Source organism: Sinorhizobium americanum (assembly GCF_001651855.1).
GTDB classification, from domain to species: Bacteria; Pseudomonadota; Alphaproteobacteria; order Rhizobiales; family Rhizobiaceae; genus Sinorhizobium; species Sinorhizobium americanum.
This window is the reverse complement of record NZ_LNQC01000076.1, coordinates 106,913-125,902: the sequence shown is the minus strand read 5'-3', so window position 1 is coordinate 125,902 and position 18,990 is coordinate 106,913. Positions and strand designations below refer to the sequence as shown.

25 protein-coding genes are annotated in these 18,990 nt (G+C 62.0%); 14 read left to right on the top strand and 11 right to left on the bottom strand.

Going from position 1 to position 18,990, the window contains the following annotated elements; all coding sequences use genetic code 11:
• Positions 1-22 precede the first annotated feature (22 nt).
• On the bottom strand, positions 23-1,042 hold the full coding sequence (locus ATC00_RS24705) for a LacI family DNA-binding transcriptional regulator (protein WP_064254953.1): 1,020 nt from the start codon (positions 1,040-1,042) through the stop codon (positions 23-25).
• Between the two features lie 296 nt (positions 1,043-1,338).
• On the opposite strand from ATC00_RS24705, the gene ATC00_RS33085 reads away from it, so the two are divergent.
• Together ATC00_RS33085 and ATC00_RS31660 are read left to right on the top strand one after the other, a co-directional pair.
• Positions 1,339-1,500 carry a Thivi_2564 family membrane protein gene (locus ATC00_RS33085; RefSeq protein ID WP_018237148.1) on the top strand — a complete coding sequence of 54 codons (162 nt, stop codon included), beginning with the start codon at positions 1,339-1,341 and terminating at the stop codon, positions 1,498-1,500.
• A gap of 210 nt (positions 1,501-1,710) precedes the next feature.
• Positions 1,711-1,974 carry a hypothetical protein gene (locus tag ATC00_RS31660; protein WP_037380506.1) on the top strand — a complete coding sequence of 88 codons (264 nt, stop codon included), beginning with the start codon at positions 1,711-1,713 and terminating at the stop codon, positions 1,972-1,974.
• A gap of 76 nt (positions 1,975-2,050) precedes the next feature.
• On the opposite strand, the gene ATC00_RS24695 is transcribed toward ATC00_RS31660, so the two are convergent.
• Both ATC00_RS24695 and ATC00_RS24690 read right to left on the bottom strand, forming a co-directional pair.
• A complete protein-coding gene (locus tag ATC00_RS24695; protein WP_064254777.1) occupies positions 2,051-2,395 on the bottom strand; it encodes a hypothetical protein in 345 nt (114 codons plus the stop codon).
• 341 nt (positions 2,396-2,736) lie between these two features.
• On the bottom strand, positions 2,737-3,834 hold the full coding sequence (locus ATC00_RS24690) for a DUF475 domain-containing protein (protein WP_064254776.1): 1,098 nt from the start codon (positions 3,832-3,834) through the stop codon (positions 2,737-2,739).
• A gap of 410 nt (positions 3,835-4,244) precedes the next feature.
• Between ATC00_RS24690 and ATC00_RS24685 the strand changes: the two genes are divergently transcribed.
• The 6 genes from ATC00_RS24685 to ATC00_RS24655 all read left to right on the top strand — a co-directional run bounded on the left by ATC00_RS24685 (position 4,245) and on the right by ATC00_RS24655 (position 7,477).
• A complete protein-coding gene (locus ATC00_RS24685) occupies positions 4,245-4,496 on the top strand; it encodes a DUF982 domain-containing protein (RefSeq protein ID WP_064254775.1) in 252 nt (83 codons plus the stop codon).
• An 80-nt stretch (positions 4,497-4,576) separates the two neighbouring features.
• Positions 4,577-4,870, top strand: coding sequence for a DUF982 domain-containing protein (locus tag ATC00_RS24680; protein WP_037380510.1), 294 nt, complete (start codon positions 4,577-4,579; stop codon positions 4,868-4,870).
• A gap of 205 nt (positions 4,871-5,075) precedes the next feature.
• Positions 5,076-5,498, top strand: a complete 423-nt coding sequence (locus tag ATC00_RS24675; protein WP_064254952.1) for a low affinity iron permease family protein — start codon at positions 5,076-5,078, stop codon at positions 5,496-5,498.
• Positions 5,499-5,637: 139 nt separating this feature from the next.
• Positions 5,638-6,012 (top strand): hypothetical protein, encoded by a 375-nt coding sequence (locus ATC00_RS24670; protein WP_064254774.1) that lies wholly within the window; start codon positions 5,638-5,640, stop codon positions 6,010-6,012.
• Positions 6,013-6,014: 2 nt separating this feature from the next.
• A complete protein-coding gene (locus ATC00_RS24665; RefSeq protein ID WP_064254773.1) occupies positions 6,015-6,797 on the top strand; it encodes an SDR family oxidoreductase in 783 nt (260 codons plus the stop codon).
• 371 nt (positions 6,798-7,168) lie between these two features.
• A complete protein-coding gene (locus ATC00_RS24655; RefSeq protein WP_037380517.1) occupies positions 7,169-7,477 on the top strand; it encodes a DUF6074 family protein in 309 nt (102 codons plus the stop codon).
• A 42-nt stretch (positions 7,478-7,519) separates the two neighbouring features.
• On the opposite strand, the gene ATC00_RS24650 is transcribed toward ATC00_RS24655, so the two are convergent.
• From ATC00_RS24650 to ATC00_RS24635, 4 genes are all read right to left on the bottom strand, one after another.
• Complete coding sequence (locus ATC00_RS24650) at positions 7,520-7,801, bottom strand: DUF982 domain-containing protein (protein WP_064254771.1); 282 nt, start codon at positions 7,799-7,801, stop codon at positions 7,520-7,522.
• Positions 7,789-8,286, bottom strand: coding sequence for a CBS domain-containing protein (locus ATC00_RS24645; RefSeq protein ID WP_037380524.1), 498 nt, complete (start codon positions 8,284-8,286; stop codon positions 7,789-7,791). Before ATC00_RS24645 ends, ATC00_RS24650 begins: the two co-directional genes overlap by 13 nt.
• A gap of 300 nt (positions 8,287-8,586) precedes the next feature.
• On the bottom strand, positions 8,587-8,853 hold the full coding sequence (locus ATC00_RS24640; RefSeq protein ID WP_064254770.1) for a hypothetical protein: 267 nt from the start codon (positions 8,851-8,853) through the stop codon (positions 8,587-8,589).
• 69 nt (positions 8,854-8,922) lie between these two features.
• Complete coding sequence (locus ATC00_RS24635) at positions 8,923-9,201, bottom strand: DUF1236 domain-containing protein (protein ID WP_064254769.1); 279 nt, start codon at positions 9,199-9,201, stop codon at positions 8,923-8,925.
• 287 nt (positions 9,202-9,488) lie between these two features.
• On the opposite strand from ATC00_RS24635, the gene ATC00_RS24630 reads away from it, so the two are divergent.
• Positions 9,489-10,010 (top strand): sigma-70 family RNA polymerase sigma factor, encoded by a 522-nt coding sequence (locus tag ATC00_RS24630; protein ID WP_037380532.1) that lies wholly within the window; start codon positions 9,489-9,491, stop codon positions 10,008-10,010.
• Positions 10,011-10,032: 22 nt separating this feature from the next.
• On the opposite strand, the gene ATC00_RS33080 is transcribed toward ATC00_RS24630, so the two are convergent.
• The 4 genes from ATC00_RS33080 to ATC00_RS24615 form a co-directional block, all read right to left on the bottom strand.
• Entirely contained in the window at positions 10,033-10,191 is a 159-nt protein-coding gene (locus ATC00_RS33080; RefSeq protein WP_082912547.1) for a hypothetical protein, read from the bottom strand.
• Between the two features lie 201 nt (positions 10,192-10,392).
• Complete coding sequence (locus tag ATC00_RS24625; RefSeq protein WP_037380535.1) at positions 10,393-10,581, bottom strand: DUF3008 family protein; 189 nt, start codon at positions 10,579-10,581, stop codon at positions 10,393-10,395.
• Positions 10,582-10,727: 146 nt separating this feature from the next.
• Positions 10,728-12,056, bottom strand: a complete 1,329-nt coding sequence (locus ATC00_RS24620; protein ID WP_064254768.1) for a hemolysin family protein — start codon at positions 12,054-12,056, stop codon at positions 10,728-10,730.
• Between the two features lie 149 nt (positions 12,057-12,205).
• Positions 12,206-13,546 (bottom strand): MFS transporter, encoded by a 1,341-nt coding sequence (locus ATC00_RS24615; protein WP_037380541.1) that lies wholly within the window; start codon positions 13,544-13,546, stop codon positions 12,206-12,208.
• 272 nt (positions 13,547-13,818) lie between these two features.
• On the opposite strand from ATC00_RS24615, the gene cyoA reads away from it, so the two are divergent.
• The 5 genes from cyoA (at position 13,819) to ATC00_RS24590 (ending at position 18,956) form a co-directional block, all read left to right on the top strand.
• Entirely contained in the window at positions 13,819-14,979 is a 1,161-nt protein-coding gene (gene cyoA / locus ATC00_RS24610) for a ubiquinol oxidase subunit II (RefSeq protein ID WP_064254767.1), read from the top strand.
• Between the two features lie 37 nt (positions 14,980-15,016).
• Positions 15,017-17,020 (top strand): cytochrome o ubiquinol oxidase subunit I, encoded by a 2,004-nt coding sequence (gene cyoB, locus ATC00_RS24605; protein WP_064254766.1) that lies wholly within the window; start codon positions 15,017-15,019, stop codon positions 17,018-17,020.
• Between the two features lie 4 nt (positions 17,021-17,024).
• Positions 17,025-17,654 carry a cytochrome o ubiquinol oxidase subunit III gene (cyoC, locus tag ATC00_RS24600; protein WP_037380553.1) on the top strand — a complete coding sequence of 210 codons (630 nt, stop codon included), beginning with the start codon at positions 17,025-17,027 and terminating at the stop codon, positions 17,652-17,654.
• Entirely contained in the window at positions 17,651-18,052 is a 402-nt protein-coding gene (gene cyoD / locus ATC00_RS24595; RefSeq protein WP_064254765.1) for a cytochrome o ubiquinol oxidase subunit IV, read from the top strand. Before cyoC ends, cyoD begins: the two co-directional genes overlap by 4 nt.
• Positions 18,053-18,203: 151 nt before the next feature.
• Complete coding sequence (locus tag ATC00_RS24590; protein ID WP_064254764.1) at positions 18,204-18,956, top strand: SURF1 family protein; 753 nt, start codon at positions 18,204-18,206, stop codon at positions 18,954-18,956.
• Positions 18,957-18,990 lie beyond the last annotated feature (34 nt).

Here is an 18,990-nt window from a genome sequence, read left to right as displayed (position 1 = left end):
AGGCCTATTCAGGCGCGCTCATTCAGTTGGTCTGGGCGCCACCACAGGATTGCCGGACGACCAGCTTGCAGGGCAGCTTGCGCAAGCCCGGCTCGGCCGGCCGTCCCTCGGCGAGTGCAAGCACCATCAACCCGGCCTCCCTGCCGAGTTCCTTCAAGTTCATGTCGATTGTCGTCAGCGGCGGTCGGGTCTGCTCGGCCAGGATTTCCCAATTGTCGAAGCCGATGACGGAGACATCCTCCGGCACCTTCACGCCGCGCTCGCGGAGCGCATCGACGACACCGCGGGCGATCTGGTCGTTGCCGCAGAAGATGCCGTCCGGAAGCGGGCCGCCAGCGCTCCAGAGGTCAGCAACCGCCTGATGTCCCCAACTCTCCGACCAGACGCCATAGCGCACCGAGCCACCTTCGCCCGCCTCACTTGCAAAAGCGGAGGCGCGCTCGCGCACAGACACAAAATCCTCGGGCCCGGTGATATGCACGAGCCTGCGGCGACCGAGCTTCTTGAGCCAGGCCGTAGCGAGCGCCGCCCCCTGCGCGTCGTCGGCGGTGAACGTCACGCTATCCGAGGCTCCGGCGGTGAAGGCATAGACAACAGGCACCGGCAGGCCAGCGAGATCGACCGGGAGAGACCTGTCGATCCGCTTGCCTGTCGCGATGATGCCGTCCACCTGCTTGTCCAGCATGGCGTCGACATGGACCTTTCCAAGGGCGGGGTCGTCCTCGATGGCGCAGAGGAAGACCGAGACGCCGTGATCGACCAATGCGTCCGAAATGCCGGCCATGACCGGCAGGGTGAAGCGGCCATAGGTGTCGTTGGTCAGAAGGCCGATGGTGAACGACCGGCTGGAGAGCAGCCCGCGCGCCAGTGCGTTCGGCCGGAAGCCGATTTCAGCGGCCATCCGCTTGATCCGCGCCCGCGTCTCTGCGGCCATGCGGCCATTGTCGTTCAGCGCCTTCGATACCGTCGAGACGCTGACGCCGGCCACCCGCGCCAGATCGTGAATCGTCACGCGCCCGCCTCTGGCCCGTTGCGTCGTCAAATCGGCCTCCTTCACGAAGATGCAAGTGAGAAAACCTTTTCGCACGACAGATGTCAATATGAGAAAACCTTTTCTCATAGAACGAACGCCTTCTTCGAGATCCGTCCCGCTCGGTCCATTCCCGCCTACGTCACTCGAAATTTTTTGCGCAAAGAATGATCGAGGCGCGCGGATTTCGCGCTGACGCTCTATTGCACGCAAAGCGGCCCTGTTGCGCTCCAGCGGCTCAGGCCTTTCCTTCCGCTTCCACTCCCATAGGTAAAGCTTGGTAAGCAACGCAACAGGAGCGGAAATACATGTCCTTACTGATCAGTGTGCTTGTGACCTTTCTCGTGGTCATCCTGGTGCTCTACCTCGTCAACCGGCTGCCGCTGGACGGACGGACCAAGCAGATCGTCCAGGTGATCGTGATCATCATCGGCGTCCTGTCGCTGCTGCGGTATCTGGCAGTTTTCTAACGCCTCAGCGCCCACCGACGGCCGTGCCGTGGCAGCCACGACAAAGGCGCGCGTGTCGGAAATCAGGCCGTCGGGTTGCGAATCACCCTGTTCAAGGGTGATTATGGGTCGTGTTCACTGATCTCTGATTGCAAAGCAGACTGGCCGCTCCAATAATCGAGTCGAGACCATCAACCCAGGATGGATCTCCAGTATCGGAGGAATTCTTCCATGAACAGAAACGTGATCATCGGTATCATAGTGGTCGCGATCGTCATCCTCGCGGTAATCTTTCTGATGCCGGGTGGCACCGAACAGACCGCCGAGACGCCACCGGCACCGGCCCCGACAGAGCCCGCTCCCGCCCCTGCGGCACCCGAACCCGCTCCCGCGCCGGCACCCGAACCCGCACCAACGACGCCGGCACCGGCGACACCGGAACCGACAACCCCGGCGCCCACCACACCCGCACCCGCTACGCCGCCGGCACAATAGCGCTTCGGGCTCCTTCGTGTGAAAGACCTCGCGCCCGGCGGGCGCGAGTGTCTGAGACTATTGCTGCAATGGTCCGTCAGTCCGTCAGGGCGTGGATGCCGAGCATATGAACGGTTTCCGCCGGCGCTTCTGTTTTAGCCGGCGCCTCCGTTTCGACAGGGTAGTCTTCGATGCTGCCGCCCCGTCCCCATCGCGCCGCAAGGCTCATCAGTTCTTCCTGCTCCTTCCGGAGCCGATGCCAGGCGAGGATATCGTCGGCATGGTGGGCGTTGAGCCGCGGGTCATAGAAGCGGGTGATTTCTTCGCCGGCATCCCTGCGGGCCGCCTCCAACCGCTGCTTCAACGCGTTCGCCTCGTCCTTCAACTGAAAATAGCGGCGCATGACGGCAATCAGCGCAAGATCGTTCGGGCTGGCGTTCAAGTGCGTTCCTCCGCCTCGTTTCCTGATAACGAATCCTCCGGGAAGCGTCCCCGGCCTGGTCGGCCTTCGCCCGAAACTGTGACCCTTTTCCGGCAACGAAAGGCGTGAAGCGAAATCTCGCGCGCGGCATTTCGATGGATGGCGGGTGAGCTCCGCGCCGCTCCGGGAGACCCAAAATGAGGAGGCGGTTCTGGCATGCTCCGCCTTTGGCCTGTGCAGTGGCAAGCGTCTCGTGATGCTGCTGATGCAAATGGCTAGGGCACTGCAAACGATCGGGCAAAATAAGACGGCCCGGCATGGGGTTGCCGGGCCGTCCCATTTTCAAGCAGTGGCGTTCAGAACTAGGCGCGAAGCCGTCCGTCCGGCTCGCCCGCCAAGGCCTCCCCTTGTGCCTGGCGCCGGTTGTGGCGGATCGACGACCAGAGCGAAAGGCCGATGAGGCCTGCGCCGCCCAGCCCGGTGATGACCTCGGGGATATGCATCAGCGTCTGAAAGTACATCACCACGGAGAGGATCAGGATCGCATAGAAGGCGCCATGCTCCAGGTAACGATATTCGCTGAGCGTTCCCTTTTCGACCAGCATCACCGTCATCGAGCGGACATACATGGCGCCGATGCCAAGGCCGATGGCGATGATGAACAGGTTCTGCGTCAGGGCGAAGGCGCCGATGACGCCGTCGAAGGAGAAGCTGGCGTCGAGCACTTCCAGATAGAGGAAGGCACCGAAGCCGCCGCGTGCGGCGGCGCTCATCGTCTGCTCGGTGGCATCCAGGAGACCCCCGACGATCTCGACCACCAGGAATGTCAGCAGGCCGTAGACCGCCGCATGCACGAAGGCGACCGCCTCTTCCCCCTCGAGCAAGGTCGAGAAGCCGAGAATGAGGGCGAGCACGAAGGCGATTTCGATGCCCCTGATGGTCGCGAAGCGGGCCATCTTGCGCTCGATCCAGGCGATCCAGTGCACGTCCTTCTCATGGTCGAAGAAGTAATGGAGGCCGACCATCATCAGGAACGTTCCGCCGAAAGCGGCGATCGGCAGATGTGCCTCATGCATGATGCGGGCATATTCCTCCGGCCGCGCCGCCGCGAGGATGACCGCGTCGATTGGCCCGATATTCGCCGCGATCACCACGATCAGCAGCGGAAAGACGATGCGCATGCCGAAGACAGCGATCAGGATTCCCCAGGTGAGGAACCGCTGCTGCCAGATGGGCGTCATGTCCTTGAGCTTGTTGGCGTTGACGATGGCGTTGTCGAAAGACAGGGAGATTTCGAGAACAGCGAGGACGGCACAGACGAAGAAGACCGTCATCATGCCGCTCAAGGTGCCGGTCGATTGCCAACCGACCCAAGCGCCGAGAACGAGACCGGCGGCCGTGGTGAGAAAGGCCCACTTGAAATAGCCAAGTGCTGCCGACTGCGAGCGAGACTGTGTCATTGGCGAGCCTCCCCTGCCCGCGACTTCGTCGCGCTTGCAAACGGGAGGATGCATAGAAAAGAACGCACGGCCGAATGGCCACATGCGTGGAGCATGAGTCGAGTTTTCATGGTAGCGTTTTCCGCCGGCTGATTTGCTGGCGGTACCGACATCACGAGAGCGCCGTAATAACTCTCGCCAGAGGGGCCCGGCACCAATGTTCCTCCCGCGATCCGATGTCTGAGAGCGGGAGCGTTTCTTTACTTAGCGAGATCGTCCTGGGCGTCAAGACGCAAGAGTGAGCCACCATCGCATTGCTTGCGTCGTTCATACGCGCCGTTGCTGCGGCGACTTCGCCGCCGCGCGGGAACCAAAGGCCGGCTCCATCAGTTTGATTTTCACCGGCAAACCAGCGGGCGAGGCAAAGCGTCATGCACTGTTTCTGGTGGGACAAGAGCGTCGAATTGGAGCTCGGCGAAACGGGCGGTTATCGCGCCGTAAAAAGCACACGGGAGGCTGTCGAATGCCTGCTGTTGCGATGGCCGCAACACGACGGCCGCGCGCTCGCCGCCGCTAAGCGGACCTGCCTCCAGGCACTGGACGGCAAGATCGCGACCGAGAAAGCCCGTCGTGCCTTCATCAAGGCCGCAGAGGAAGCACACATATCGATTCGCAGCCAATAGTGGCGCATAGTCTAGAGCGCGCGAACCCGCCTTCGCGATCCAAGCGGAGCGCCCAACCTGCAGGAGGCGAAAGGACGGCCATGATTGAGATTCCATGGGAGAAGCCCGTCAGCCTCAACATGCTGGACGGCAAATGCCGCACCGTCATTGGGCCGCTCGACGCGATAACATGCCTGCAAAGCGAGTGGCCGGTCCGGCATGGCGCCTATTACGGCTGCGCGGTGCGCGCCTGCAACGCGGCGCTGAAGCATCGCAAAAGACCGGAGGACGCCCGCGCCGCTTTCCTTGCCGCTTCCCGCGAGGCATTCCTGACCGTTGTTACGGCGGCGGGCGTGGACGTCGCCGGCGAGCCGTATCGGCCGCCGAGTGAATAGCCGTCCGCCCGCAAAGGGCTCATCCGCCTTGGCCTGAACCTGAGATCTCGCCGGGCTCCTCCGAGGCAACGTCGAGCTCCGGGAACTTTCTTTTGGTTTCAGGCATTTACAGCGAGCCGACGAGAAGCGGACTTCCGCTTCCGGATTGGCCGGCCGCGGCCGGGACAATTCCGTGATTATCGCAATGAAAGGAACGGTCTCTCGGATGGCGAATAACTTCAGCAGATTTTCGACAACCGTCGCGGAATATTCCGGCAGGCCGGTCACCTTTGTGGTCGCGGTCGCAACGGTGGCGCTTTGGGGTTTCACCGGTCCGCTCTTCGATTTTTCCGAGACATGGCAACTTATCATCAACACCGGCACGACGATCGTGACCTTTCTGATGGTCTTCGTTCTGCAAAATTCGCAGAATCGCGACGGCACGGCGCTCCAGGCGAAACTGGATGAGCTCATTCTGACGAGCGAGGCCGAGAACCGTTTCATCGGAATTGAAAAACTTGATGATGGGGAACTGAAGCGTCTCAGCGAAATTTTGAAAAAGCATGCGGCGAGCGAGGACGATCAAGCGCTGCATAGGAAGATTTCCAGCGCAGCCGGCCGAAGGTCGAAGCAGGCGGAAGCCCGGTAGTCAGTGTCGCCCGACCGGTGGAACCAAAATAAATGCGGGGTCGTTTGCCTGAGGCACACAGGAAACGCCAGCCGGACCTCGGTCGCCCGATGAGATCAATCATCGACCCCGGCCGGTCCGCGACCAGGAGGATGAGCATATGCACGTCGTCGGCACACAGGTTATCCCGGAACAGGGTGGAAGGGCCGGTTTCACCGTTGAGTTCGTCGGCGAGGGGGGTGAGATCGTCTCCGTCTCCCTGCGCAACGACGCGTCCCGCACCCTAAACCGCATGAATGCGGTGGAGCGCGCCAAAGCGGTGATGATGGAACTCGCCAACACCGCGACCGATATCCTTGAGAATGGCGAAGGCCACGCGGACCAGACGAATATGCGCCGCAGTGCGCGTCACAACAAGGATACCGACGAGATGGAACGGCAGCTCGACGAGGGGCTTGAGGACAGCTTCCCGGCGAGTGATCCCGTTTCAGTAACGGTTTCGACGATCCCGACCGACCGCGCGAAAAAGCACTAGCCATGGGCGACGCCTCCTCTGTCGCGCTCGTCACCGGCGCGGGATCCGGCATCGGCAGGGCCACGGCACGTCTCCTTGCTAGAAGAGGCACCAAGGTGGGCGTGCTCGGCCGCACGCGGCTGGAGCTCGAAGAGGTCGCCCGGGAAATCAGCAGCGAAGGCGGACAAGCGCTGGTCCTCGAGGCAGACGTCTCTGAAGAAGCGCCGATGCGCGAGGCGGTGGACGAGCTCGTTTCCGCCTTCGGCGGACTCGACATAGTCGTCGCGAATGCCGGTATCAACGGCGTCTGGGCGCCGATCGACGATCTGAAGCCGTTCGAATGGGACCAAACGATCGCCGTCAACCTGCGAGGCACCTTTCTCACTCTGCACACGACAGTCCCCCATCTGAAACGCAATGGTGGCGGCGCCATCGTGGTCGTCTCCTCCATAAACGGGACGCGAACCTTCACCACGCCGGGCGCCACCGCCTATACGGCCACAAAGGCTGCCCAGGTCGCCATGGTCCAGCAACTGGCCCTCGAACTGGCCAAGCACCAGATCCGCGTCAACGCCGTCTGCCCGGGCGAGATCGACACCAGCATTGCCGAGAATACGAGCCTGCGCCACGAGCAGGAAACGGCGATCGCGGTGGAGTGGCCGGACGGACAGGTTCCGATTACTGGCGGCAGGCCCGGGCGCAGCGAAGACGTCGCAGAACTCATCCGCTTCCTCGTCTCGGATGAGGCACGGCACATCACCGGCAGCCCCGTCTGGGTCGACGGCGGCCAGGGGCTGCTGCGCTAATGCATGTGCCCAAAAGCGTGCAGCGGTTTTGTGATGACGACCTGCACAAAAAACAAAGACCTGAAGCGCGCTGCGTGAATACCTTTGAACGCGACGCGTAGGACAGGATCCGGACATGGGCGCGCCAAAAGGAAGCCCCGCCAGGTGGCGAGGCCCATTTTCCGCATCCGCATGTGGAACGCGCGGATCCGTAGGGGCTTGCGGAGAGGGAACTGTTCCACGCGTTCCGAAGGCTAAACCGGAACTGCCGGGATTTGTTCCCGGTGAGGGAAAAATTCGTGGACTTCGGATAAGCCGCGTCGAACGAGCGAAGGGAATCGTTAACCAACTTGCCGATAGAGCTTCCCGTAAGGCGAGTGCAGGGTGATTCGATGGAAGCTGAAGTGAACGAACGGAAAAGTATGTTCAAGGCCGGCGGCATCGTCGCCTTTCCCCTCCAAGCGCGCAGCAGCGAAGTCGATCGTTGCGCCCGCGAGCTCGACCGGATTCACGGAAACGCCGCTCTGCACTATTGGAAAACAGAGTGCCGCAAACTTGCCGACGAGTTATTGCAGTTTGGCCTCAGGGAAGACGACATCCGCAGCCAGGTGCTCGCATTCCAGACGGAAGTACAAGCCGCGATGGCGCGCCGCTACGACCCGCCGGCCGCCGGACAAAACCGTTCCGACAGCAGGACCTGACCAGCGTCAGGTTTTCCTCAGCGCCGCAGTAGGAACGCGCGATCAGGTGCCTTCATTGCCTGTCCAGCTGTGGACGGCGAACTGGGCCTCCTCGGCCGCTTTGATGAAGGCGCCGCGAGCGACATCCGGCTCGTCCTGTCCGTCGATCACCCGATCGCAGGCGGCGAGAGCCTCGCTCCTCGCATTCCCCTCACCGTCCGCCATTGGCCAATGGTTCTTGAGGCAGAGCAATGCATCCCGCGTGCTTTGCACCCGAAGAACGCGGTTCTCTCCTTCAAGAATCACCGCTTCGCTCCACAGGCGGTCCTGCGTCAGGCCGGGCATGGCGACATTCCTTCAAGCTGCTGCTTTTCCGGTTGCTGGCGGGACATGCCGTCACGCACGAGGCCGCCGAGTTCCGGGCTTACCCGAATGATGTCCGCCAGCGCGATGATGCCGGCGGCGTGATGCTTTTCATCGACGACGACGAGCTGTCGTATCCTCAGATCATGCATCTTCTGAGCGGCAAGCAGAATGCTGTCTCCTTCCTCGCAGGATTCGGCCGCCACCGTCATGAACTCGAACACCGCCGTCGATGTCGACAACCCCTGGGCGACGACCGAGACGAGTATGTCGCGATCGGTGACGATCCCAAGGATCGTACCCACCCCTGGAACCTCCACCGGCAATGCGCCCACTCCCGTTTCCTTCATCAGCCGGGCGACAGACTGCGCCGTATCGGTCGGTGAGACGGTGTAGACTTGGCGTGACATCACATCACGGACGCGCATCGCCTTATCCATCGGGGGCTTGTCTTCAGGGCCGGCCATCTACGAGGCTCCTGCCATTAACGGATGCCGGCACCGCGATCTCCTCATCCGGCGATTTCTTGAGGGGCAAATCGACCTGATGGGGCACGGCGACCTGCGGTTGCCATGCGTTCCTTGGCGGCTTTTTGCTGTGATTTGGATTTTCCGGCGGCCGGGCAACTCTCGGACGCATTTTCTTCACTCGTTGTCGCACGATTCAATCCCTTCTGTTGACGTGGACCTTCGCGGCGAAACCGCGGACTTTTGGTTAACGCCCCAACAGCGAGTGCGGTTCCCTACAAATTTGCTCGGCTTTGCTGTTTAACTGCGTGGCAGCGCGTCCGGATCCAGCGCGGCACGCATCGTCGCTGCCCGCAGGATTGCGGTGATCTCATCGGTCAGGGCATTCTGCCTCGCGAAGGCTTCCGAGGGAACGATCCCAGGATCTTCCTCGTGATCCTGGACGATCCGGACTTCGTCAAGGACTCGATTGATCTCCGGCCATACATCCTCATGGCGCGCTAAGGCCGAGAGTAGGGCGATCAGGATTTCCCGGTGGGCTGCCAGCTGAAATTCAACATCCTGCATCGTCGCCTCACTGCGCAAAAGACGAGAAAGGCGGCATGGCGGCACTCCGCCATGCCGACTGATCCGGACTTACTGGACCACTTCCACCACCGCGCGGGTCTTGGGATTTATGACCACGCGCTTTTCGTTAACGATCGCATAGCCAAAATCCGGCTGATCGGGGATCGTATGGATCTCCACGGTTTCGGGCAGAGGTTGTCCAACGACGATCTCCCCCTCATAGACGACGGACGGCGTCTGCTGCTCCATGACATAGGTCCTGACATCACCCGGGAGCACTACGGCCGTTTGAGCGATTGCCGACGCAGGGAGCAAGAGGGCGGCACAAATCAAGGCAAACTTCTTCATGGTTTTCTCCTTATCTTAAGACCCACCTAACCGGGTGCGACGGCGTTTGGTTCCCGCAGGCCGTTTGACACCTTCCGGCGAGAATCTTTCGCGCGCTCTGAAACGGGCATCGTGCCGGACCAGGAGAGACGCATAGAAGCGGTGTGCGCGGGCGGACGGGTGCTGCCGACGTTGTTCCGATGCCAAACGCCGTGAATTGTCCGCCTTGCTAGGAACCAAAACCCCGGACAGGCATTTTCCTTCGCGTCACCAAAAAAGCACTCAGGGCCAGAAGGGCGATAGTCGATATGCCTGCCACCGCCGGTCACGCGACGCAGCCATCACCGCAGATTGAAGCGCAGGTCGTGGACCTGATACCGGCGTTGCGGGCCTTTGCCCGGACGTTCACGTCGGCGTCCTTCGAGGCGGACGATCTCGTGCAGGAAACGTTGCTACGCGCCCTGCGCAGCATCGACCAGTTCGCACCGGGCACGAGCCTCAAATCATGGCTGTTCACCATAATGCGCAACGCTTTCCGCACCCAATACAAGATCCGCACGCGCGAAGGCCCCGGAAGCACGAACTGCGCGGAGTTGCCGATCCCGACGGCTCCCTCCCAGGAATGGTCTGTGCTCAACGGCGAGCTTCGGACGGCTTTGGGATGTCTTTCTCCCGAGCACCGCGAAGTGCTGGTGCTCGTTGCAGGTTTTGGCATGAGCTATAAAGAGGCAGCCGATATCTGCGATTGCGCGATCGGAACGATAAAGAGTCGGCTAAGCCGCGCCCGCGACGAATTAACCGTGCAGATGCACGGAAATCCCCTGAATTAGATGGCATGCACACCCGTGCCCGTCACTTCCTGCGGGCGTTGAGCGCCTCTTGCAACTGCTGCGCCAGTTCAAGCAGTCGTTGCGGCACCGGCTCCTTTTCGATCTTGCCCAACAGGAATGCGATCCGCTCCTCGACGGCCATGTCTGCGTCCGCTTCCGTACGGGCTTTTGGTTCGTTCATTCGTCCGTCCTTCTCACCGGGGTGCCGAGCCTAAAATATGGTCCCCGGTTCCTGGTGTAAATCACCAAAACGAAGCTGGCACGAAAACCTTATCCCTTTGATTTGGCACGTCTTTGCCGCAAGCGGCGTAGCCGGATCGTCACCGGCCGAAGGTTCACGACGCCAGAAGTGTGGCAGCAGATCGGCCTCCAGGGCGCGTTCTCAAGACTTCGACACGTGTTCCTTCTTGCCTTTGCGCTTGGTCGACGCCATCTCCTCGAGCTCCTTTTCGCTCATGGAGTCCGCCATGTTCTTGGACGCGCCCTTGAGCTCGCTCTTCTTCATGTCGCCGCGCTTGGCGGCGAGCGCGGCACCGGCCGCCTTCTGCTGCGCCTTCGATTTTGCAGGCATTTCTCTTCCTCCGCTCACCCGGGCCGCTCTGCCCGAACCCGCGGCGATCTCTGCTCCGGGCCAGCTCGGGCATCGGCCATATCGAGGTCCTCGGAACCGGCGAGATCGGATTATGTTCCGCGGACGGCGCCGGATTGGAGAGTGTTTTATTGCGGCTCGCTGAGGCTCGTCGCCAGGATCTTGTCGATCCGCCTGCCGTCCATGTCGACGATCTCGAAGCGCCAACCGTCGAACTCGAAGCATTCGCCGGCCTCGGGCAGGTGTCCGAGGATGTGCAGCGCGAAGCCCGCGATCGTGTGATAGCCGCCGTCCTGCGGCCGGTCGCGGAGCTTCAGCCTGTCGAAGGCGTCATGGGCGGGCATCATTCCGTCGATGAGGAGCGACCCGTCCTCGCGTTCAATCACCGTCCGCTCCTCCGCCTCCAGATCCGGCAATTCGCCGGCGATCGCCTCCAAGAGGTCCGTCTGCGTGACGATGCCTTCGAGGCTTCCATATTCATCGACAATCGTCGCGAGACGGACGGGCGCCGACTTGAAGCGCTCGAGAACGCGGAAAACCGGCGTTGCCTCATGGAGGATCAGCGGTTCGCGGATGACGCCGAACGGGTTGACCGGCTTGCCGTCGAGCAGTTGATCGAGCAGGTCCTTCTTCAGCACCATGCCGATCGGCTCGTCGATATTGCCCCTGCTGATCAGCAATTGCTCGTGCCGACAGTCGCGGATCGTCCTGAGCACTTCGGCCGCTGGATCGTCGGCATCGATCCAGTCGACATCGACGCGCGGCGTCATGAAATCGGAGATCCGGCGATCGCCGATGCTGAAGATACGCTGCACCAGCTCCTGCTGGGCGACATCCAGAAGCCCGGCTTCGTGGCTCTCCGCAACGATAAGCTTCAGTTCCGCCGGCGAGTGCAGCGAAGCCTCGCCTGCTCCCGTCCGCAAGCCGGCGAGACGCAGGACCAGATTGCCAAGACCGTTCAGCACCAGGATTGCAGGCCGGAGCAGAAACAGGAAAAGGCCAAGCGGCCGGACGACCGCAAGTGCCGTACCCTCGCTGCGCTGCAGCGCCAGGCTCTTCGGTGCCAATTCTCCGAGCACGATATGAAGCGCGGTGATGATCACGAAGGATATCACCGAGGCGATGGCATGGGATCCGGCCGTGGCCCAGAACTGCGGCAGAATCGACAGCAGGGGTTCGATCAGATGGGCAAGAGCCGGCTCGCCGATCCATCCGAGAGCGAGCGACGAGATGGTGATCCCGAGCTGGGTCGCGGCGAGATTGGCGTCGAGATTGTCGACGGCGCGGCGCAACGCGGTCGCATTCATTCGGTTTTGCGTCACCAGTTCCGCGACGCGGCTGCGCCGCACCGAGACCAGCGAGAATTCGGCCGCAACGAAGAAACCGTTGGCGGCCACGAGCAGGAACACCGCCATGATCCCGAGAAAATCGAACAGGCTACTGTCAGAGGTGGGCATGTTCTCCTTTCGGGCCCAGGCGGACCCAGCCGTTTCACCGAACGGGGAGTGTAACACGCCGTCTCCGGCCGGGCATGCCGCCAAGCCGGCAGGCACGGCACCTCTATCCAAAATCTCGCGAGCCCCGGGCCGGACAGGGCACCATCCAGCTAGTCGTTGTGGATCTCAAGCGTCTTGCTGAAGATCAGCGCGGCAATGGTGCAAAGAGCGCCGGAAAGCAGGTAGTAGCCTGCGAACGCCAGACCAAAGCGGCTTGTCAGACCCAGCGCCACCAGCGGCGCGAAGCCTGCTCCGATCAGCCAGGAAAGGTCGGAGGTGAGCGCGGCACCCGTGTAGCGATAGGCCCGGCCGAAGCGCGATGCGACGGCGCCGGCTGCCTGGCCGAAAGACAGGCCCAGCAGGCTGAAGCCGACGATCACGAAAGCGTTCCTGCCGGCGACCCCGGCCTCGAGCAGCATCGGCGCGACAAAGCTGAAAATAGCGATCAGCACCGCGCAGACGCCGAGGTGATAGCGGCGGCCGATGCGGTCGGCGACGAGACCCGAAGCGACGATGGCAAGGATGCCGCAGATGGCTCCGACGAACTGCACCATCAGGAACGAACTTGCGCCGTGATCCGTGTAGATCTCCACCCAGCCGAGCGGAAAGACGGTGACGAGATGGAAGAGCGCGAAGCTGGCAAGCGGCACGAAGGCGCCGATAAGCACGTTGCGCCCATGCAATCGCAGCACTTCGGTGACCCGCCTTGCCTGCAACTCGTGCTCTTCAAGCAGGATGCCGAATTCCTTCGTCATCACCAGTCGGAGCCGCGTGAAGAGTGCCACGACGTTGATCGCGAAGGCGACGAAGAACGGGTAGCGCCATCCCCAGCTGAGGAAGTCGGCCTCGGACAGGGACATCAGGAAATAGGCAAAGAGCGCACTCGCCAGCATGAAGCCGATCGGCGCGCCGAGTTGCGGGATCATCGCGTACCAGCCACGGTGGTGCTGCGGCGCGTTGAGCGCCAGCAACGAAGCGAGCCCGTCCCAGGCGCCGCCGAGCGCAAACCCCTGCCCCAGCCGGCAGATCGCCAGCATGATTATCGCCCAAGCCCCGAGCGTTGCATAACCCGGCAGGAAGGCAATCGAAGCGGTCGAACCGCCGAGAATGAAGAGCGCGATCGTCAGCTTGACGCCGCGGCCATAAGTCCGGTCGACCGCCATGAAGACGAGGGAGCCGACGGGACGGGCGACAAAGGCGAGCGCGAAAATGGCGAAGGAATAGAGCGTTGCGGTCAGCCGGTCAGGGGCGAATGGAAAGAAGAGTTGCGGGAAGACCACCACGGAAGCGATGCCGTAAACGAAGAAGTCGAAGAATTCGGCGGCGCGCCCGATGACGACGCCGATGGCGATATTGCCTGCCGATACGGGCCTGTCGTCATGAATGCGCCGCGCGTCGCGCTCCATCGAGGAAGACGACGGGCCGAGGGACTGCTGCGTCACACTTCTCATAAGCAAGGCCTCCCGCTGCTCGGCGCCGCTTTACCCGCGCCTCTCAAGGGGATGTTGATCAAAGACCGGATCATATCAAGTCTTGAATTGCGAAATTGCCGCTTGCCGTAGTAAAAATCCCGGTCTTCCGGGACAGGATCACCGGCAGCCGACATGCCCCGACTTCACGCCGCAATGCACAAGAATGCTGCGGTGCGACCAAAAACCTCATACCGTTTGAACCACTCCTACTTTAGTCGCAGGGCGGTCATCATCAGAAAGGGCTCAGGGAAGTGCCAGCATTTCTGAAGTTTACCCGCCGCTTCGCCCCCTTGCCGCCGCTCCTGCTGCTTGCGGGTTGCGATCTCGTGGTCATGGCGCCCTCCGGCGACATCGCCACGCAGCAGCGCGATCTCATCGTCATTTCGACGGTCCTGATGCTGCTGATCATCGTGCCGGTGATTTTCCTGACGCTTCTCTTCGCCTGGCGATACCGCCGGTCGAACACCAATGCCACTTATGATCCGGAATGGCACCATTCGACGGCGCTGGAGGTGGTGATCTGGTCGGCACCGCTCGCCATCATCATCGCGCTCGGCGCCGTCACCTGGATCAGCACGCACAAACTCGACCCCTACCGGCCACTCGACCGGCTCGACGCAACGCGATCGGTCCCGGCAGACACAAAGCCGCTGACGGTCGAGGTCGTCGCGCTCGATTGGAAATGGCTGTTCTTCTACCCGGACCAGGGCATAGCGACCGTCAACGAGCTCGCTGCGCCGGTGGACGTGCCGATCAGCTTCAAGATCACCGCATCCTCGGTGATGAATTCGTTCTACATCCCGGCGCTGGCCGGCCAGATCTACGCCATGCCGGGCATGCAGACGAAGCTGCATGCAGTCATCAACAAGCCTGGCGAATACGAGGGCTTCTCGGCAAATTTCAGCGGCGACGGCTTCTCGCACATGCGCTTCAAGTTCCACGGCGTTGACCGGCAGGGCTTCGACGCCTGGGTCGCCCGCGTAAAATCGCAGGGCACGGCGCTCAACCGCGATGCCTATCTGAAGCTTGAAAAGCCGAGCGAGCGGGAACCGGTTCGCTATTTCGCCACCGTCGAGGCGGGCCTCTACGACGCGATCCTCAACATGTGCGTGACGGCCGGCAAGATGTGCATGCACGAGATGATGCACATCGATGCGTTGGGCGGCGCGGGCAAGGAAAGTGTCGAGAACCGCAAGCGCCTTGAATACGACAACAGGCACGCGCTCGAAGAGGGTGCCGGGGCTGCGACCTTTCCGGCCACCGGAACGCCCGCGCGCAGCCAGGAGGAACCGCAGGGTACCAACGGCGCCAACGAACCGATGCAGCACGACATGCCGGGAATGGGAGGGCACGAGGGGCATTCGATCCCCGAGGGCGGCGGCGATCCCGCACCGCCGCAGCTCAACCACTGAATCTGGCCCATTGCGCTAACAAATGAACGGGTTTCCCATGTTCTCCGATCCAGATCTCCTGAAGTTCATCTTTGGCCGGCTGACCCTCGAGGCGATCCCCTATCACGAGCCGATTCTGGTCGCGACATTCGCCGCCGTGGTCATCGGCGGCATCGCGCTCCTCGGCCTGATCACCTACTACCGGTTCTGGGGAGCGCTCTGGCGCGATTGGCTGACCAGCGTCGACCACAAGAAGATCGGCATCATGTATGTCATCCTGGCACTGGTGATGCTGCTGCGCGGCTTCGCCGACGCGATCATGATGCGCCTGCAGCAGGCGATCGCCTTCGGCGGCTCGGAGGGTTACCTGCCGCCGCATCACTACGACCAGATCTTCACCGCCCATGGCGTCATCATGATTTTCTTCATGGCGATGCCCTTCGTCACCGGGCTCATGAACTTCGTCGTGCCGCTGCAGATCGGTGCGCGCGACGTGTCCTTCCCGTTCCTCAACAATTTCAGCTTCTGGATGACGACCGCCGGCGCCATCATCATCATGCTGTCGCTCTTCGTCGGCGAGTTCGCACGCACTGGCTGGCTCGCCTATCCGCCGCTCTCCGGCGCGGACTACAGTCCCGGCGTCGGGGTCGACTATTACATCTGGGGCCTGCAGGTGGCCGGCATCGGAACGACGCTGTCCGGCATTAACTTGATCGCGACCATCGTCAAGATGCGCGCGCCCGGCATGACGATGATGAAAATGCCGGTCTTCACCTGGACGTCGCTCTGCACCAACGTGCTGATCGTCGCGACTTTCCCGGTGCTGACCGCTACGCTCGCCCTGCTGACCCTCGACCGCTACGCCGGCACGAACTTCTTCACCAACGACCTCGGCGGCGATCCGATGATGTATGTGAACCTCATCTGGATCTGGGGCCACCCGGAGGTCTACATCCTCGTGCTGCCGGCCTTCGGCATCTTCTCGGAGGTCGTCGCCACCTTCTGCGGCAAGCGGCTCTTCGGCTACGCCTCGATGGTCTATGCGACGGTGGTCATCACCATCCTCTCCTATATCGTCTGGCTGCATCACTTCTTCACCATGGGCTCCGGCGCCAGCGTCAACGCCTTCTTCGGGATCACCACAATGATCATCTCGATCCCGACCGGTGCGAAGATGTTCAACTGGCTCTTCACCATGTATCGCGGCCGCATCCGCTACGAGGTGCCGATGCTGTGGACCGTCGGCTTCATGGTGACCTTCGTGATCGGCGGCATGACCGGGGTCCTGCTCGCCGTACCGCCAGCCGATTTCGTCCTGCACAACTCGCTGTTCCTCATCGCCCACTTCCACAACGTCATTATCGGCGGCGTCGTCTTCGGGCTGATGGCCGGCGTCTACTACTGGTTCCCGAAGGCCTTCGGCTTCAGGCTCGATCCGTTCTGGGGCAAGATGTCCTTCTGGTTTTGGCTGAGCGGCTTCTATTTCGCCTTCATGCCGCTCTACGTGCTCGGCCTGATGGGGGTCACCCGGCGCGTCAGCCAGTTCGAGGACCCGTCGCTGCAGATCTGGTTCGTGATCGCCGCCTTCGGCGCCTTCCTCATCGCGCTCGGCATCCTGTCGCTCCTCGTCCAGTTCGTCGTCAGCTTCATCCGGCGCGAAGAACTGCGCGACACGACCGGCGACCCCTGGGATGCCCGCACACTCGAATGGTCGACAGCCTCGCCGCCGCCGGACTACAACTTCGCCTTCACGCCCGTCGTCCACGACCAGGACTCCTGGTGGGACATGAAGAAGCGCGGCCACAGCCGACCGCTAGCCGGCTTCAAGCCGATCCACATGCCGAAGAATACCGGCACCGGCGTCATTCTCGGCGCGCTCAGCGTCGCCTTCGCCTTCGGCATGATCTGGTACATCTGGTGGCTCGCCTGCCTCTCCTTCGCTGCCATGGTCGCGATCGCGATCGGTCACACGTTCAATTACGACCGCGATTTCTACATCCCGGCCGATGTCGTCACCGCAACCGAGGGCAAGCGCACCGAAATGCTTGCCAGCGAGGTTTAAGGCCATGACCGATTTTACTGACCACTCGGTGCGCGAAGGCCAGGCGCCGACCTTCTATCTGAAGGAGGAGCATCATCCCGAGGGGAGCACGATGCTCGGCTTCTGGCTCTACCTGATGAGCGACTGCCTGATCTTCGCGGTCCTTTTCGCCACCCATGGCGTGCTCGGCCGCAATTATGCGGCCGGCCCCTCGCCTGCCGATCTCTTCGACCTGCCGCTCGTCGCCGTGAACACGTCGATGCTGCTCTTCTCCTCGATCACCTATGGCTTGGCCATGCTGGAGATGGAGAAGGCCAACAGGAATTCGACGCTTGCCTGGATGGCGGTCACCGCCCTGTTCGGCATCGCCTTCGTCGGGCTCGAACTCTATGAGTTCGCGCACATGATCCACGAGGGCGCCGGACCGCAGCGCAGTGCGTTCCTGTCTTCCTTCTTCACGCTCGTCGGCACGCACGGCCTGCACGTGACCTCCGGCATCGTCTGGATGTTCGTGCTGATGGCCCAGGTGGCGAAACACGGCCTCATCGTCGAAAACAAACGTCGCCTGATGTGCCTGTCGATGTTCTGGCACTTCCTCGACGTCGTGTGGATCGGCGTCTTCTCCTTCGTCTATCTGATGGGAGTTCTCGGATGAGCATGCACGCACCGTCGCATGAGGATGCATTTGAAGCCCATCATGGCCACAGCCACGGCCACGACGCGGGCCACGGCACGCTGAAAAGCTACATCACCGGGTTTGTCCTCTCCGTCATCCTGACCGCCATTCCCTTCTGGCTGGTGATGGCCGATGTCCTCGACAGCCCGGTCTTGACGGCAGTCATCATCATGGCGCTCGGCGCCGTCCAGATCGTCGTGCACATGATCTTCTTCCTGCACATGAACACGCGCTCGGAAGGCGGCTGGACGATGATGGCGCTGATCTTCACTATCGTCCTCGTCGCCATCACACTCTCCGGTTCGCTCTGGGTCATGCATCATCTCGACGTGAACATGATGCCGATGAGCCCGGAGATGATGAGGAACATGCCCTGACGGGAACGGATGATCTCAACGTTTGCGCCTCACCCCAAGCTTCTTGCCCCTCTCCTCGGGATTAACCCGAGGACTAACAGGCAGGCCGGACGAGGGGCCGTCTCGACGGAGATCGATCTGTTTGTCATCTGATGCCAAGTGGTGGCGTGCAATGAGCGATCGCGAAAACGAAACCACATCCCGTCCGTGTTCTCGGCCCAATGTTGTCCTCATCAGCCTCATCGGGCTCCTGCTGATTGCCGGCCTGCTGGCGCTTGGGACATGGCAGGTCGAACGCCTCTCTTGGAAACTCAATCTGATCGCCCGGGTCGAGCAACGCATTCACGCCGCACCCGTGCCCCCGCCGTCCCGAAGCGATTGGCCGAACGTCAGCCCGGCCCGCGACGAATACCGACTGGTGCGCGCCCGCGGGCACTTCGCCTACGACAAGGAGACGCTGGTCTATGCCGCGACGGAGCTTGGCGCCGGCTTTTGGGTGATGACGCCGCTGGCGCTCGACGACGGCACGACGGTGCTCATCAATCGCGGCTTCGTGCCGACCGACAAGCGCGAGGCCTCGGCCCGGGCGCAGAGCCAAGTCGAGAGCGATACGGAGGTGACAGGCCTCATGCGCATGGACGAACCGAAAGGCTCGCTGCTGCGCTCGAACAGGCCTCAGGAGGGGCGCTGGTACTCCCGCGATATCGGGGCAATCGCAGCGGCGCGCGGCCTTTCCGGCGTTGCGCCCTATTTCATCGACGCCGATGCCTCCCCCAATCCCGGCGGACTTCCCGTCGGCGGGCTGACGCGCGTCGTCTTCCCCAACAACCATCTCATCTACGCCCTCACCTGGTTCTGCCTGGCTCTAATGAGCGCCGCGATGCTCATCCTATTCTGGCGCTCGGCCGCAAGGGCTCGCCGCTAAGCGTCGTGAAGGCACGGAAACGACGCGATGCTTA

Coding starts and splice junctions, on each gene's coding strand:
- ATC00_RS33085 (WP_018237148.1), top strand. CDS start 1,339: ATGTCCTTACTGATCAGTGTGCTTGTGACCTTTCTCGTGGTCATCCTG.
- ATC00_RS31660 (WP_037380506.1), top strand. CDS start 1,711: ATGAACAGAAACGTGATCATCGGTATCATAGTGGTCGCGATCGTCATC.
- ATC00_RS24690 (WP_064254776.1), bottom strand. CDS start 3,834: ATGACACAGTCTCGCTCGCAGTCGGCAGCACTTGGCTATTTCAAGTGG.
- ATC00_RS24685 (WP_064254775.1), top strand. CDS start 4,245: ATGCACTGTTTCTGGTGGGACAAGAGCGTCGAATTGGAGCTCGGCGAA.
- ATC00_RS24680 (WP_037380510.1), top strand. CDS start 4,577: ATGATTGAGATTCCATGGGAGAAGCCCGTCAGCCTCAACATGCTGGAC.
- ATC00_RS24675 (WP_064254952.1), top strand. CDS start 5,076: ATGGCGAATAACTTCAGCAGATTTTCGACAACCGTCGCGGAATATTCC.
- ATC00_RS24670 (WP_064254774.1), top strand. CDS start 5,638: ATGCACGTCGTCGGCACACAGGTTATCCCGGAACAGGGTGGAAGGGCC.
- ATC00_RS24665 (WP_064254773.1), top strand. CDS start 6,015: ATGGGCGACGCCTCCTCTGTCGCGCTCGTCACCGGCGCGGGATCCGGC.
- ATC00_RS24655 (WP_037380517.1), top strand. CDS start 7,169: ATGGAAGCTGAAGTGAACGAACGGAAAAGTATGTTCAAGGCCGGCGGC.
- ATC00_RS24650 (WP_064254771.1), bottom strand. CDS start 7,801: ATGCCCGGCCTGACGCAGGACCGCCTGTGGAGCGAAGCGGTGATTCTT.
- ATC00_RS24645 (WP_037380524.1), bottom strand. CDS start 8,286: ATGGCCGGCCCTGAAGACAAGCCCCCGATGGATAAGGCGATGCGCGTC.
- ATC00_RS24640 (WP_064254770.1), bottom strand. CDS start 8,853: ATGCAGGATGTTGAATTTCAGCTGGCAGCCCACCGGGAAATCCTGATC.
- ATC00_RS24635 (WP_064254769.1), bottom strand. CDS start 9,201: ATGAAGAAGTTTGCCTTGATTTGTGCCGCCCTCTTGCTCCCTGCGTCG.
- ATC00_RS24630 (WP_037380532.1), top strand. CDS start 9,489: ATGCCTGCCACCGCCGGTCACGCGACGCAGCCATCACCGCAGATTGAA.
- ATC00_RS33080 (WP_082912547.1), bottom strand. CDS start 10,191: ATGAACGAACCAAAAGCCCGTACGGAAGCGGACGCAGACATGGCCGTC.
- ATC00_RS24625 (WP_037380535.1), bottom strand. CDS start 10,581: ATGCCTGCAAAATCGAAGGCGCAGCAGAAGGCGGCCGGTGCCGCGCTC.
- ATC00_RS24620 (WP_064254768.1), bottom strand. CDS start 12,056: ATGCCCACCTCTGACAGTAGCCTGTTCGATTTTCTCGGGATCATGGCG.
- ATC00_RS24615 (WP_037380541.1), bottom strand. CDS start 13,546: ATGAGAAGTGTGACGCAGCAGTCCCTCGGCCCGTCGTCTTCCTCGATG.
- cyoB (WP_064254766.1), top strand. CDS start 15,017: ATGTTCTCCGATCCAGATCTCCTGAAGTTCATCTTTGGCCGGCTGACC.
- cyoC (WP_037380553.1), top strand. CDS start 17,025: ATGACCGATTTTACTGACCACTCGGTGCGCGAAGGCCAGGCGCCGACC.
- cyoD (WP_064254765.1), top strand. CDS start 17,651: ATGAGCATGCACGCACCGTCGCATGAGGATGCATTTGAAGCCCATCAT.
- ATC00_RS24590 (WP_064254764.1), top strand. CDS start 18,204: ATGAGCGATCGCGAAAACGAAACCACATCCCGTCCGTGTTCTCGGCCC.